This is a genomic window from Pseudomonas sp. D4002, assembly GCF_013385665.1.
GTDB lineage: Bacteria > Pseudomonadota > Gammaproteobacteria > Pseudomonadales > Pseudomonadaceae > Aquipseudomonas.
In genome coordinates, this window is sequence record NZ_JACAPN010000025.1 from 128,065 (window position 1) to 142,217 (window position 14,153).

Annotated in this window: 15 protein-coding genes and 1 pseudogene; 5 read left to right on the plus strand and 11 right to left on the minus strand. The window is 59.8% G+C overall.

What is annotated here, in order from left to right; genetic code table 11:
• Positions 1-138: 138 nt before the first annotated feature.
• Positions 139-984 carry a DUF6216 family protein gene (locus tag HX824_RS19735; protein WP_003211924.1) on the plus strand — a complete coding sequence of 282 codons (846 nt, stop codon included), beginning with the start codon at positions 139-141 and terminating at the stop codon, positions 982-984.
• 192 nt (positions 985-1,176) lie between these two features.
• Positions 1,177-2,028: a hypothetical protein gene (locus HX824_RS19740; protein ID WP_003211926.1), complete on the plus strand. Its 852-nt coding sequence runs from the start codon at positions 1,177-1,179 to the stop codon at positions 2,026-2,028.
• Here the strand turns inward: HX824_RS19740 and HX824_RS32985 are convergent.
• The 5 genes and pseudogenes from HX824_RS32985 to HX824_RS19760 all read right to left on the minus strand — a co-directional run bounded on the left by HX824_RS32985 (position 1,997) and on the right by HX824_RS19760 (position 7,558).
• Entirely contained in the window at positions 1,997-2,860 is an 864-nt protein-coding gene (locus HX824_RS32985) for a methyl-accepting chemotaxis protein (protein WP_371316151.1), read from the minus strand. The two genes, HX824_RS19740 and HX824_RS32985, sit on opposite strands and share 32 nt — an antisense overlap.
• Positions 2,855-3,646 (minus strand): annotated as a pseudogene (locus tag HX824_RS32990) (MCP four helix bundle domain-containing protein); the annotation flags it as partial. The pseudogene HX824_RS32990 and the gene HX824_RS32985, both read right to left, overlap by 6 nt.
• A gap of 155 nt (positions 3,647-3,801) precedes the next feature.
• Positions 3,802-4,827, minus strand: a complete 1,026-nt coding sequence (locus HX824_RS19750; protein WP_177019689.1) for a histone deacetylase family protein — start codon at positions 4,825-4,827, stop codon at positions 3,802-3,804.
• Between the two features lie 168 nt (positions 4,828-4,995).
• Entirely contained in the window at positions 4,996-6,225 is a 1,230-nt protein-coding gene (locus tag HX824_RS19755; RefSeq protein WP_177054960.1) for a Zn-dependent hydrolase, read from the minus strand.
• Positions 6,226-6,247: 22 nt separating this feature from the next.
• On the minus strand, positions 6,248-7,558 hold the full coding sequence (locus tag HX824_RS19760) for an MFS transporter (protein WP_008437874.1): 1,311 nt from the start codon (positions 7,556-7,558) through the stop codon (positions 6,248-6,250).
• Positions 7,559-7,717: 159 nt separating this feature from the next.
• Here HX824_RS19760 and HX824_RS19765 point away from each other — a divergent pair, with 159 nt between their 5' ends.
• The 3 genes from HX824_RS19765 (at position 7,718) to HX824_RS19775 (ending at position 10,648) form a co-directional block, all read left to right on the plus strand.
• Positions 7,718-8,659 (plus strand): LysR family transcriptional regulator, encoded by a 942-nt coding sequence (locus HX824_RS19765; RefSeq protein ID WP_003211934.1) that lies wholly within the window; start codon positions 7,718-7,720, stop codon positions 8,657-8,659.
• A 112-nt stretch (positions 8,660-8,771) separates the two neighbouring features.
• Positions 8,772-9,593 (plus strand): SDR family NAD(P)-dependent oxidoreductase, encoded by an 822-nt coding sequence (locus HX824_RS19770; RefSeq protein WP_102368300.1) that lies wholly within the window; start codon positions 8,772-8,774, stop codon positions 9,591-9,593.
• Between the two features lie 26 nt (positions 9,594-9,619).
• Positions 9,620-10,648 carry an AraC family transcriptional regulator gene (locus HX824_RS19775; RefSeq protein WP_102368299.1) on the plus strand — a complete coding sequence of 343 codons (1,029 nt, stop codon included), beginning with the start codon at positions 9,620-9,622 and terminating at the stop codon, positions 10,646-10,648.
• A gap of 2 nt (positions 10,649-10,650) precedes the next feature.
• Here HX824_RS19775 and HX824_RS19780 read toward each other — a convergent pair whose 3' ends face one another.
• The 6 genes from HX824_RS19780 to HX824_RS19805 form a co-directional block, all read right to left on the minus strand.
• Positions 10,651-11,418, minus strand: coding sequence for an anti-sigma factor (locus HX824_RS19780; protein ID WP_177054961.1), 768 nt, complete (start codon positions 11,416-11,418; stop codon positions 10,651-10,653).
• Positions 11,415-11,912 carry an RNA polymerase sigma factor gene (locus tag HX824_RS19785; protein WP_003211943.1) on the minus strand — a complete coding sequence of 166 codons (498 nt, stop codon included), beginning with the start codon at positions 11,910-11,912 and terminating at the stop codon, positions 11,415-11,417. Before HX824_RS19785 ends, HX824_RS19780 begins: the two co-directional genes overlap by 4 nt.
• Before the next feature lie 59 nt (positions 11,913-11,971).
• A complete protein-coding gene (locus HX824_RS19790; protein WP_003211945.1) occupies positions 11,972-12,523 on the minus strand; it encodes a tetratricopeptide repeat protein in 552 nt (183 codons plus the stop codon).
• Between the two features lie 43 nt (positions 12,524-12,566).
• Positions 12,567-13,124, minus strand: a complete 558-nt coding sequence (locus HX824_RS19795) for a cytochrome b (protein WP_087692600.1) — start codon at positions 13,122-13,124, stop codon at positions 12,567-12,569.
• 75 nt (positions 13,125-13,199) lie between these two features.
• Complete coding sequence (locus HX824_RS19800) at positions 13,200-13,634, minus strand: DUF86 domain-containing protein (RefSeq protein ID WP_177019695.1); 435 nt, start codon at positions 13,632-13,634, stop codon at positions 13,200-13,202.
• Positions 13,624-14,019, minus strand: coding sequence for a nucleotidyltransferase domain-containing protein (locus HX824_RS19805; protein WP_087692601.1), 396 nt, complete (start codon positions 14,017-14,019; stop codon positions 13,624-13,626). The genes HX824_RS19800 and HX824_RS19805 overlap by 11 nt, the downstream gene beginning before the upstream one ends.
• Between the last annotated feature and the right edge of the window lie 134 nt (positions 14,020-14,153).

Consider the following 14,153-nt stretch of genomic DNA (forward strand, 5'->3'; position numbering starts at 1 on the left):
TTCAGTTCAATGACCTCTTGATGCTGTCCGGCTTCCTACGTGCAAGTCAGCTTCTTCCTGTTTTTCCTGAAGCAAAGACACCTCTGCCCAGTTTGCCTAGAATCGCGCGTTCGACTCGTTATGACTAAGGATTAAGCCATGACCGCCCCAATCTCCAAAAGCACACCGCTGACTTGGTATGTTGAAAATTTCCCTGCATTCAGCGGCATCGTTACTCTACTCGCCGTTGTGTGGCTGCTTTGTTTCATCTACCGACGCTCCGGCTCTCTGTTGTTTCTGCGCGACTGGATTTGGCGTTTTTTTGGTGGGCAGCCGCACTTCGAAACCGAACGTTTCGAACGCATGCGCAAGGACCTCCGTGAGCTGGAGTACTACCGCTATGAGTTCAACATTCCTGCAAACACCTTGCAGGATGCAGACTCGGCTGAAGAGTGGATGTACAACAATGGATTCACCCCACGCGATTTCGGTCGAGTGAAGCGCTACATTGACTGGAGCGACTTCACTGCCTTGAGCTTCATCACCAGAAGGTTCGCGCAGTGGAGGACCAATTGCTGTTTCTTGTTGGCCATCGTGCTGCTGGCAGGCGTAGCGATCACTCCACCTTTGATTGAATCCGGGTATTTGATGGTGTCACTGAAAAACTCTCCGGAGTCGCCATCATTCTACCTCTCCGAAGAAAACGTGAAGTTCGGGATATGGTCCGACGCAAGGCTCACTGTTGAGCAATGTCGGTCATCAGGGTCTCTGCAAGCCTTCATCCTTCCCGGTCTGCCAGAAGAAAAGCTCGACGTCATCTGCTCATTTTTTATCGATAAAAACTACAGTAAATACGTGCGCGACGGTTTGAGCGAACAGCGCGGGCTCCTGCTGTGGTTCGCCTTGCTCTCGATGGGCGGGATGATCTGGCTGGTTATCCTTATCGCGCGAATGGAAGTCGCCCGTAAGCTATACCGCCAGTGGCTTGCCAGAGGGATCAGGTGATTCCCAGAGACGTTTCAGGTGGGGCACGATATGCAGCCCTCTTGCAGGTGACCACGACAATTAATTTATATTCAGATCTTTTCTATTCACGACTACCTACCGGCAGCGCACTCAATGGATAACACAATAAAAAGGACTTCCAACCCAGCGCCTCTCTATCGCGCGCTTCTTCTGGGTCTGTGGCTACTGGGGTTGCTCTGCCTTGCCACCCTGGGCTTCTTCGCCTGGCAAAGTTTCTATCCGGTCAGCGCTGCCAATAACTGGAGTGTGCAAGTGATCCACCGCAATGTGGAAAAGGCTGCGTCGCTGATGCCAATGCTTGACGGTTCGCTGATGGTCAGCCAGGAATTGAGCAACAGCCTTGGCAGTATCGTGCGCATCTTGCCCGACGGAAAACGCGAACAGGTGGTAGGAAATTTATCCAAACCGGATGGGATGGTCGCCACTCAAGGCGGTTGGGTATTCAGCCAGGAAGTGGACGGCGCGCCGGTCAGTTTCCTCAAGGACGGCGTCGTTACCGAGCTGTTCAAGGGCGACAGCGTGCAAGGGCTGTGGGACGACGGCGAGTTCCTTTACGCCATCGAAGACCGCAAGGTAGCTGCCCGCATACTGCGCTATCGCTGGAGCGACAAGACCTTGAGCGTCGTGCGTGACCAACTCAGCGAAGGCGAGTCGATCGTTCGCTGTACCGATGGGCGCATGCTCTACACGGAAAAGAAGAAGGGTGTGGTCCGCGAATTAACCGAGGACGGTAGCGATCCAGTGGTACTGAGCCAATTGAACAAACCCACCTTCCTGATGTGCGATGAACGCGGGTTATGGATCAACGAGGATTCCACCCACCGCGCGCGTTTGTTGTTGATCGACAAGCAAGGACGCCAGCAGACGATTCTGTCTTTCCTGAAGGCGCCACAGTCGATTGTGCGTACGACGAAGGGAACGTACCTGGTGGCCGAAGGGGGTCGTGACCGGATCCTGGAGCTGGTGCCATCCGTGGCACGACTAGACCCGGTTACAGCTGAAACCGCGCCACCGCCTCATTGAGCGACACGGCCAAGCGCGCCAGCTCTTGGCTCGACCCGTTGATCTGCCCTGCTCCCGAAGATGATTGCGCGGACAGGTCACGAATGTTGACGATGTTGCGATCCACTTCCTTGGCCACTTGCGCCTGCTCCTCGGCGGCGCTGGCGATGACCAGGTTGCGCTGGTGAATCTGGTCGATGGAGTCGGTGATCTGGCTCAAGGCTCCACCGGCGCCTTCGGCCAGGATCAAGGTTTCGCTGGCCCGCTGGGTGCTCGATTGCATTGAGGTCAGTGCCTCGCTGGAGCCACTGCGCATCGCGGTGACCATCTGGTCGATTTCCAGGGTCGATTGCTGGGTGCGATGGGCCAGCGCACGCACTTCGTCGGCCACCACGGCAAAGCCACGCCCGGACTCACCGGCACGCGCCGCCTCGATGGCGGCGTTCAGGGCCAACAGGTTGGTCTGCTCGGCGATGGAGCGAATCACATCGAGCACCTTGCCGATGTCCCGCGATTGATCGGCGAGGTTTTGCACCAGGCTCGAGGTTTCACCGATGTTGGTACTCAACGCCTGAATCGCGCTGACCGTCTCGCCGACGCGCTGCTGGCCATCGCGGGCCGTTTCATTAGAGAGCCGGGTGGATTCGGAAGTGGAGACTGCATTACGTGCCACCTCATCGGCGGCCGAGGTCATCTCGTTGACCGCGGTGGCGGCTTGCTCGATTTCAGCGGTCTGCTTTTGCAGGCTGCGGCTGCTCTGGTCGGTGATGCCGTTGAGGTCGGTGGCCGACGCGGCCATCTGCCCGGCCGACTGGCGAATCAGCTGCAAGGTACTGCGCAGGCTGCCTTGCATGGTCTGCAACGCCACCAGCAGGCGCGTCACTTCGTCATCGCCGGTCACTTCAACGGTTTGCGTCAGGTCGCCTTGGGCGACGTTTTCTGCGGCGCGCACCGCGTGGCTGAGCGGGCCGACAATGCTACGCGTCAGCAACCAGGCCAGGGCCACGGTGCTCAACGCGGCCAGCAGCACGAAGCCGAAGACCATCGTGCGCGAGCGGCTGTACTGCAACTCGGCCGTCTGGCCCTGCAGGTTTATCTGGGCGTTGTAATAGTCGGCCAGGGCATTGAGCTGATTGCCGGAACCGTCGACCACGGTCTTCATGTCCACCAGCAGCAACTTGTTCAGCTCGGCGGTCTGCTGCTTGTCGGCGAGGATGAATGACTGAGTGAGACCTTGCTGATACTGACGCAGGGAGACCTGGAACTGATCATAAAGATTGCGTACCTCGGGGGTATCAATCACCGCATTCAGGTCGGCCAGTTTCTTCGTCAGATCCTGGCTGCGGGTGTCCATCTGGCTACGGTATTGCGAGAGGCTCGCGGGATTGGGATCAAGGGCCATGCGCAGGGAAATAGTGCGGATGCGCAGCATGATTTCGCGGATATCCGAGACCATGCGCATTTTCGGCACCAGGCCACTTTCAACCTGCACGGCGCTTTCGCGGATGCTTGCCATGTTCGAGAGCGCAAAGAACCCCAACAGCGCCACGAGCAAGGCAATCAAGGCAAAACCGAGACCCGCACGGCGGGCGATGGACAGGCTGCGGAGCGACATGGCGATTGTTCTCATTATGGGCATACGACATCGTATGACAGAGTTTCGGCCAGTCAGGGCGGGACTTTAGGGGTGTCGACCAGAAGTTAAGAGATATAAATTATCGACGTGAAAGGCCCACGGGTCGGACGCGCCTTGAATGTATTTCCAAGGCAGTCCGGGGCGCTTTATTCAGCGGGTTACATTGACCACGCCTGCGCACTTGCAAAAAAAGCCTGAGCATTACTGTCCAGCGTTTCCAGGTGATACCCGCCCTCCTGCACGATCACACACGGCAACCCCAATCCACGAATGCACTCCCCCAGCCGCGCAAATCCTTCCCGCGTCACCGCCACTTTGCTTTGCGGATCCAGCTCGTAGATATCGAACCCCAGCGACAACACCAGCACGTCCGCCGAGAAGTCCTTCACTGCCTTCAATGCCAGTTCCAGCTTTTGGAAAAACACCGCCTCACTCGCGCCATGCGCCATTGGCAGGTTGAGGTTGAAGCCTTCACCCGCAGCAGCGCCGCGCTCTTCGGCAAAGCCTGCAACACCCGGATAGAAGTTGGTCGGGTCGCCGTGAATCGACACGTACAGCACGTCATCACGCTCGTAGAAAATCTCCTGGATGCCTTGCCCATGGTGCATGTCGGTGTCGAGTACGGCGACGCGCTCGAAGCCCGCGCGCAACGCCTGCGCCGCAACCGCCGCGTTGTTGATATAGCAGAACCCACCGGCTGCATCAAAACGCGCGTGGTGGCCTGGCGGGCGGCACAGCGCGTAGGCCGCGGGTGCGCCGTCGAGGATGTCCCGGGCGGCAGCGACGGCGCTTTGGGCGGACCAATAGGCCGAGCGCCAGGTGAGTTCGCCAATCGGGCAACTGCCGTCGGCGAGGTAGCGCGCCGCCTGGGCAAGGATGCCGCGCAGGGCGTTGGGCTCGCGCACGAAGATGTTGGACATGACTTCGTCGCCCCAGTCTTCGGGGATTTCTTTCCAGCGCTGGTGGGCTTCCTGGAGGAAGGCCAGGTAGGCCGCACCGTGCACAGCCAGCAGTGGATCAAGGCCGTGGTCGTGGGGTTGCTGGATGTCGAAGCCCAGGTTTTGCGCGGCCAGCAGCAGATTGCGGGCGCGCTCCGGGACTTCCTGCGGGGTACGCATCTGGCCACGGGAGTAGTAGCTGCGAGGATGGTGCAGGAGTTGTTCGGGGTGGAAATAAGTACGCATGGGATTTCTCCTGATGGGCACACATCTGCGGTTGAACACCGGACCTGTAGGAGCTGGCTTGCCTGCGATTGCGGTGGCTCAGATACAAATTTGTTGCCTGAACCACCGCTATCGCAGGCAAGCCAGCTCCTACATTTTGATCGTGTTCAACCTTGCAGAAATGTTTCATTAATTAGCCTGGCCGGCACGTTTCAACACGGCATTGAGCAATACATCGGTACCCTGGCGAACGTCCTCGGGCAGCACATCTTCGGCTTCGTTATGACTCAAGCCTCCCACGCACGGAATGAACACCATCGCCGTGGGGCAGAACCGCGCCAGGTGGATGGCGTCATGGCCAGCACCGCTGACAATCGATTGCTGGGCATAGCCCAACGCATCCACGGCGGACTGCACACAGGCGACACACTCGGCATCAAACGGTGTCGCCGGGCTGATCCAGTGCGGGCTGACGGTGACGCTCAGACCACGTTGGGCAGCGATATTCTGCAAGCGGGTGCGCACCTGTTGCTCCATGGCTTCTATGTCGGCGTCGCGGTGATGGCGCAGGTCGACGGTAAAATTCAGCAGGCCGGGAATGGTGTTGCGCGACGACTTGGCGATGCTCAATTCACCCACGGTCGTGAGGCCCTCAGGCGCAAAATCAGCCGCCAGGTTTTCCAGCGACTGGATCATCTGCGCGGCGCCGTACAAGGCGTCCTTGCGTAGTGGCATCGGCGTGGTCCCGGCATGGGCGGCCATGCCTTCCACGCGCACGTCGAGCCAGCGAATCGCCTGCCCACCGGTGACCACGCCAATGCTCTTGGCGTTGTCTTCCAGAATAGGACCTTGCTCGATGTGCGCTTCAAAATACGCATCCACCGCGCCGCCCAATGGGCGCTGGCCGTTGTAGCCGGTGCTGCGCAACGCATCCGCCACGCTGACACCGGCGACATCCCGGGTGGCCAGCGCGTTATCCAACGCCAAGGTGCCAGTGAACACCGCCGAGCCGAGCATGGCCGGGGTAAACCGGGCGCCCTCCTCGTTGGTCCATACCGCGATTTCCAGTGGTTTGCGGGTCTTGATGCCGTGGTCGTCGAGGCTGCGGATCACTTCCAGTCCGGCCAGCACACCATAGACGCCATCAAAGCGCCCGCCTTCCGGCTGGGTGTCGAGGTGGCTGCCCATCATCACCGGCGCAGCTTCAGGGTCGGTGCCAGCCCGGCGGGCGAACAGGTTGCCGATGGCATCGACGCTCAGGGTCAGCCCGGCCTCTTCACACCAGCGGCTGAACAGTGCGCGGCCCGCCTGGTCTTCGGCGCTCAACGCCAGGCGGCAACTGCCACCGCGGGCCGTGGCGCCGATTTCGGCCATGGCCATCAGGCTGGCCCACAGGCGCTCGCCATTAATCTTCAACATACACATTCTCCAATCAAACGCTTCAAGCCATTTCAAGACGGTGGGCGGTGGCGTGACGCCGGGACAACGCAAGTACGCACACCAGCGAAACCCCCGCGATCGCGCTGTAGAACACTGCCATCGGCCACCACTGGCCCTGGTATTCATGGGCCAGCCAGGTGCCGATCAACGGCGTGAGGCCACCGGCCAGTGCGCCGCACACTTGGTAGGCCAGGGAGATGGCGGTGTAGCGCACGCGGGTTTCGAACAAGCCGCTGACGAAGCCGGCAATCACCGCATAAAACGAGGCCATGCACACCACGGCCAGGGCGATGCCGAGGATGATCAATGGCGCCTGGCCGCTGCTGACAAGCACGAACATCGGATAAGGCGAGGCCATCGCAAGCACGCTCATCGCACACAGAAAGCGTGTGGCACCGACCTTCTCCGCCACCCAGGCCGCCAGCGGCTGGACACAGAACTGGATGATGGCCACGACAAACAGGCATTCCAGAATCAACGAGCGCGGCAGGTTAAGTTGCTGGGTGGTGTAGGCAATCATGAAGGTGTTGGTGAAATACACCCCGGCAATCCCCAGGGTGTTGGCACCGATGCACAGCAGCAGCGGGCGCCAGGCCGTTTTCAGCACTTCGATGACCGGGGCCTGATCCTCGGTGATGGCCCGGGCCTTTTCTGCCTTGGCTTTGTCTTCCAGGAACTCAGGCGATTCGTTGACGCCCAGGCGGATCGCCAGGCCGACGATCAACAACAAGGCACTGGCCAGGAACGGCACGCGCCAGCCCCAACTGAGCAGGTCGGCTTCCGGCAAACGGGTTACCGCACTGAAGGCCAGCAACGACAGGATCAAACCCGCCGGGCTGCCCAACTGTGCAAAGGAGGCAAAGAAATTGCGACGGCCTTTGGGTGCATGTTCGCCGGCCATCAGCACCGCCCCGCCCCACTCGCCGCCAACGGCGATGCCCTGCACGATGCGCAGCAGCACCAGCAACACCGGCGCCGCGACGCCGATCTGCGCATAGGTCGGCAACAGGCCGATACATACGGTGACCACGCCCATCATCACCAGCGTGATCACCAGGGATTTCTTGCGACCGATACGGTCACCGATATGCCCAAACACAATGCCGCCCAATGGCCGGGCGAAAAAGCCCACGGCAAAGGTGCCGAACGCGGCCATGGTGCTGAACAGTTTGTCGTCGGAAGGGAAGAACAATTGACCGAACACCAGCGCGGCGGCGGTGGCGTAGATGTAAAAGTCGTACCACTCGATCATGGTGCCGATGAAAGCGGCGGCCGCGGCACGGCGCGGCTGCGGCGAAGCGGAAGGCTTCATGGGGCTGGCTCCTTTGGTTATTTTTTTGGCAGGAGAAAGGTCTGGCGCACGCGCTCTGATGGCGCTGGTTGAGGGTGATTTTTCGTCTCGGCCCTATGATTAGTCAATTTTCTATTTATTATTCCGATTATAAATCCTGCTTATTATCGAGCTGTCGACATGCCTGAAAATCGCCGCGATGTTCATCCGCTGCTCAATGACCGCCTGGACTGGAACCTGTTGCGCACCTTCCGGGTGATCGGCCAGGAGTTGAGCATCAGTCGCGCCGCCGCCCGCCTGCACCTCACCCAGCCGGCCATCAGCCAGGCGCTCAAGCGCCTGGAAGAACAGCTCGACTGCCAGTTGATCGCCCGGCGCGGCCCGCGCTTCGTGCTGACCGAAGCCGGCGAGCAGATTTTCGCGATCGCCGGCGAGATGTATGGCCAGGTCTCGCAGATGAGCAACGCCCTGCAAAAGCCTGGCGACGAGGTGCTTGGCAAAGTGCGGTTGCTGATGATCAGCCGGATCAGTTCGGACACCTTTGATGACTTCCTGGCGGACTTCCATCGCCAGCATCCCCGGGTCGACCTGGACGTTGAGGTGATGCGCAGCTCTGACATCGTCGCCGCCCTGCTGGAGAAAACCGCGACGCTGGGCCTGAGCCTCAATCGCCGGCCGCAACCACGGCTGGAGCAGCACCTGTTCCTGCGTCAGCGTTATGCATTTTTTTGCGGGCGGCATCACCCGTTGTTCGGACGCACCGGGCTGGCGGAGGGAGATTTGCAGTCGGAGAACTTCGTGAGTTTTACCAGCGACCAGATCGGCGGGATGCTCTCGCCGTTGACGATCTTTCGCGACCAGCAGGGCTTCAGCGGGCGCATCGTGGCGTCGTCCTCCAGCCTGGAGGAAGTGCGGCGGTTGGTGATTGCCGGGTTTGGCCTGGGCTGCCTGCCGATTCATGTGGTGGCCGAGGATGTGAAGCATGGGTTGCTCTGGCGCCTGCCGCCAGACGAAGGGATTACCGACGTGGATATCCACCTGCTGTGGAACCGTGAGCAGAAGATGAGCCGGGCGGAGACGGTGTTTATCGAAAGCCTGTCGGCACGGTTGGCCGCAGAATAAATGGCGTGATATGCAAGTCACTTGGCGGCCTCTTGCTAGTGTATGAGAGAAGCCCGTCGACCATCATTCGTTCACAGGTTACTCCCGCAGTCTCAAACGAAGAGGTGTTCGAATGTCCAGGATATGGTTTATCACCGGCAGTTCCCGCGGCCTCGGCCGCTCGATTACCGTAGCCGCCCTGCGCGCCGGTGATCGTGTGGTTGCCACCGCGCGCAATCCCAAGCAGTTGGATGACCTGGTGGCCGACTACGGCGAGGCGATTTATCCGGTCACGCTGGACGTGACCAACAACCAGCAGGTGCTGGAAGCGGTGGATGCCGCGGTGAAACATTTTGGTCGCCTGGATGTGGTGGTCAATAACGCCGGCTACGGTGACCTGGCGTCGGTGGAAGATGTGACGCTGGAGGATTTTTCCGCGCAGATCAGCACCAACTTCTATGGTGTGGTGCACGTGAGCAAGGCCGTGGTGCCGGTGCTGCGCGCCCAGGGCCGTGGGCATATCTTCCAGGTATCGTCGTTGGGTGGCCGCATCGGCATGGCCGGCCTGGCCGCGTATCAGAGTGCGAAATGGGCAGTCGGTGGATTTTCCACAGTACTGGCACAGGAAGTCACACCACTGGGCATCCAGGTGACCGTGCTGGAGCCGGGCGGCATGCGCACGGACTGGTCGGGCAGTTCCATGACGATTCCGGCCATCAGTGAGCCCTACCAACAAACGGTCGGCGCCCTGGTTGAATTGCTCAACTCCCCCGGCATCCTGCCGACGGGTCCGGACCGGGTTGCCGAAATCGTGCTGGAGCTGGCACTGAACAAAGACGCCCCGCTACGCTTGCTGATCGGCAGCGATGCCGTGCAATACGCCGCCCGGGCAGCAGCAGACTTGGCCGAGTCGGATAAGAAGTGGCATGACCTCAGCGTGTCAGCCTCGGATTAATCTCACGCTTTTGAAAAAGGTGCCGCATGCCTGACGTGACCCAACCCCGTTTCAACATACCGGATGTGTTCTGGCTGGCGCTGCAGAGCGTCGGGCTGGAGCCGTCGGTGGTGTTGCGTCAGGCACGCTTGCCCATGACCCTGCATATCCGCGAGCGGCGAGACCGGCGGCAGGTGACGACGCTGGAGTTCTTTCGCTTGTGGGAGGCGGTGCGCATACTTAATCCTGATCCGGCTGTCGGGATATTACTGGTGACGCGGCTGGATATCACCGCGCTTCCACCCTCCAGCTTTGCCGCTTTTATCGCCCGGGATTATCGCGATGGCCTGCACCGCCTCGCCCGCTTCAAGCAATTGTGCACACCCGAGCGCCTGCAGGTTTGCGAGGATGGCCGTACCTGTACGGTGACCATCGACTGGTTGCACACGCCAGAATTACCGCCTGCGCTGCTGGTGGATGCGGCGTTTGCGACGTTTGTTGAATTGGGGCGACGGGGAGCACGGACGCAGATCACTCCCCTGCAGGTCGAACTGGTTCGCCCGGACGATGGCAGCCGTGCACTGGCCGAGTTTTTCGGTTGCTCCGTGCGTTTTGGTGCCGGGCGCAACGCGCTGATACTGGACGCCGCCGATCTGGACCGATCTTTTCCGGGGTACAACCCGCAAATGCTCGAAATGCTGAACCCGGGCCTGGTGGCAGCGCTTGCCGAGGCCTCGACACCGGCCAGCATCAGCCATCAGGTCAAGATCACCCTCAAGCGCTTCCTGGCCAGTGGCCGCCCCGAGATGGTCGAGGTAGCGCGGGAGCTGGGCATGAGCGAACGCACGTTGCAACGGCGCATTACCGAGGCCGGCACCAGTTTCAGGCAACTGATGCTGGAAACCCGCCAGGAAGTGGTGCGGCATCTGCTCACCGAGCCGTCGATTGAGATAGACGAGATCGCGTGCCTGGTGGGCTATGAAGATACCAACTCGTTTTATCGTGCGTTTCGTTCCTGGGAGGGGACGACGCCGGCTCGGTGGCGGGCGTTGCAGACGCCCTCATCGTCTCATTGACGCTATGCCGACAAAGCCTTCTCGGCACTGCGCGCCATGATCTGCAAATCCTCGAACGGGTTTCTGCCAATCAACATGAACGCATGGGACGGGCTGGACCAAAACACCACGTTCATGCCCCGGCGCTGTTCGGTGGCCATGGCCACCGCACCTTTTTTCGCCGCCGTAATGCACAGCGCCAGCGGGCCGTGGCGCGCGTCGAGGTAGGTCAGTTGGCCGATCAGTACGCCGTCATAATCAAGGATTTGTGCGCGGCGAAATTCGGCGCCAGGCAGGTGTACTGCATCCGGGTTCAACGACAGGCCGAGCCGGGTCCCGACCGAACTCAGCTGGGCGATATGGGAGTCGGGATCGGCGCTGAGGTTTTCCAGGGTCTGGGGCGTATACAGCGCCATGTATTCGGCAACCGAGGCACGCCAGCCCGAACCGGGCTCAGGCCGGGGCCAGGTCATGAACAAGCGATCAGCGACCACACCGGCCACCGCAAAGCTTGCTGCTACCGCGAGAAATTTGCGTCGACTCAGGGTGGGTGTTTGTGCCGGCGGCAAGGCATCGAGCATCACCTGCAAACGCTCTGTAGGGGCTTGATCGAGAACCGAATCGAAGGCTGATTTGAACGGCAAGTGGCCGCGCTTGAGCAGCTCCAAGCGGGCCGTCACGGCAGGATCGATCCCCAGCAGGTTATCGATAACCTGACGCTGCCGAGGGTCTAACTCACCGTCCAGGTAAGCCACCAGCAGTTCATCCGACGGTGGTGTATTTTGAGTCATCGTCGTTCTCCGCTCGATTTATCCAACAAGCCGCTTGAGTGCGCAGTTTCAGCCAGCTTCATGCGCGCAGCGGCCAACCGGCTCATCACCGTTCCTACGGGAATATGCAGGACTTCGGCAATTTCCTTGTATGAGAGGCCTTCGACGTAGGCCAGAAAAACAGTCTCCCGCTGCGCTTCGGGTAATGCATTGACGCGCTTGATCACCTGTGCGGCCAGGACCTGGTCCTGAGCCAGGGCTTCACCGTCGAACGACAACGCCTGCTCGGCGTCGACAAACCCCTGCCCTTGCCGTACTCGCTGGGCGCGCAATTCGTTAAGCCAGATCGAATGCATGATCGTCAGCAACCAGCGGTCCAGCCGCGTGCCAGCCACGAACTGGCCTGCACGCTCCAACGCCCGCACGCAGGTGGCTTGCACCAGGTCATCAGCCACATGCTTTTGTCGCGACAGCACCAGCCCGTATCGCCATAAACGTGGCAACAGCTGGCTCAACTCTCGGCGCAACTCAGCGTCTGTGGTGATGGCAATCTCCCGGCTGTTCGCTCACAGCTTCAAGCCTGAGGCGCGGCGGCGATGGCTTCTGCCAGGTCTTCGTACTCTTCGCAGGTGGTGCTGCACAACGCCTTGATCTTCACCAGTTGCTCCTGGGCCAGGTCCACACGGCCCTTGATGACGTAGGCTTCCCCCAGGTACTCACGGACTTGTGCGTAGTTGGGGTCCAGTGCCACGGACTTCAGGTAGTAGCTGATGCCTTCATCGGTGCGCCCCAGTTTGCGGGTGGCGTAGCCGCGGTAGTTCAGGGCCTTGGCGGTGTTCGGGTTGTGCAGGGTGTCGAGCAGTGACAGGGCTTCTTCGTAACGCCCGTCCTTGGCCAGGCGATAGGCGTAGTCGGTGCGGTCGGCGTCCGACGTGGCCTTGCTGGTTTGCAGCACGCACTTGCCGGTCTTGGTATCCCAGACCTGGCCTTTGGGGCAGTTGGGCTTGGGCGGCGCCGATTCGTCACCGGAGGCATGGGCCTGGCCGGCCAATAGCGCGGCGGCCATACAGGCGCCAAAGAACAAAGCGGTGCGGTAACCAACGGCGTGCTCGGGACGATTCTTCATGGCATTCATGCTCCGTAACGATAGGGAAAGTACAGCAGCAAACTCAGTAGGGAAGATCGCCACGAGGGGCCGGCAGCATGCGGCGCAACGTGCTGTCGCGCTGGATGTAGTGATGCCACAGCGCGGCGCAGGCATGCAGCCCGGCGAGTACGATGATCGCCCAGGCGACATTGTTGTGCAGGCCACCCAGGGTGCCTCGCAATTCGTGATCGATCACAAAAGGCGCTGGCACCGGGAACAGTCCGAAAAAGTTGAAGGGCTCGCCCTGGGCCCAGCGGAACAGGAAGCCCAGGGTCACCTGCGTCAGTAACAACAGGTATAGACAGCCGTGGGCGATTTTGGCGGCCACGTTAAGCGCAGGGTGATTGTCGGCCTTTGGGTGATTGCCGCCGAACACACGCCAGAGGATACGTGCAGCGATCAGCACCGCCATGGCGATGCCCAGGGAGATATGGACCGATTGCAGGCCCTTGCGCAGTGGCGTGCCTTTTTCCAGGTTTTCCCAGACGTGGGCGCTGGCGAACATGAAGATCACCAGGGCGGCGGTCAGCCAGTGGAAGGTGCGGGTCAGGCGGTCGTAGCGGTCGGCGGGATTGTTCATGGGCGTTTCCTGAGTGGTCTGTGTGGTGAACACCGCAGCAGGAAAACTTATTCAGAGGGATGGAAAATTTACAGATTAGACTTGTTTATTTTCCAACCCCGCATCCTTGGTCAAAATATGCGAACTAAATGCTAGAAACTCATCCAGGTGTTTTGTAATGATCGCTACAGTAATCGGCAATTGAAGCGTCTGGTACTCGTGAACAGCAATGTTACGGAACCCGACCATGTTCTTCAGGTTGGTCAGCAACGCAGGATTGACCCAACCGCCCTGACATAACAACTCAAACACGTCACGAGCTCCTTGTGGAACACCCAGGCGCTCACGACGAATCAAGTGCTGGCCCATGTCCAGCGCTGCCTCACAGGCCCGCTGAATATTCAAAATCGCCGCATCCTGGCGCGTGAAATCTGTGGCGAAGCTGGTGGGATCTTTATCGTATTCCTGACGGGCGCGAGCAACGCACCGCTCAATGCTGGCTGCTTTATTGATGAGAACATCATCGACCATAAACTTTCCCTTCCTTCTGGATATCCGCCAACAACTCAGCCCTTGCCGTGTCCAGCGCGGTTTTTTCGCTCAGGACGTAGCTCTCGAATAGACCCGCCTGGACGTTCCCGGACCAGAGCCGACGCCCAGTGGTCAATACTTGGTATTGCATTACCGTTGAGGCTGCGCGCAAATCAAGCAAGTCGACGGGAACTCCAACGATATCGGCCAACTCCCCAGAAAGCTGCCATAGCAATAAAGGCTCGACCACTCCCGCAGAAAGGACCGCAACATCCAGATCACTCTCACTACCTGCCTCACCCGTCACTTGGCTACCGAACACATACACAGCCAATAGCTCGGGAACTTCAGCCTGCAAATGCGCCAGTACTTTTTTAAAATTCATGACCGATGTCCGAAGCGCCAATTAACGAAGACCGTAGCAGAATTCATTATGCAGTTTCTGACTGAAAGCAAAAAACCCCCGACAACATTGAAGTTATCGGGGGTTTTTCATTTTTCAATAATGGCGGAGAGATA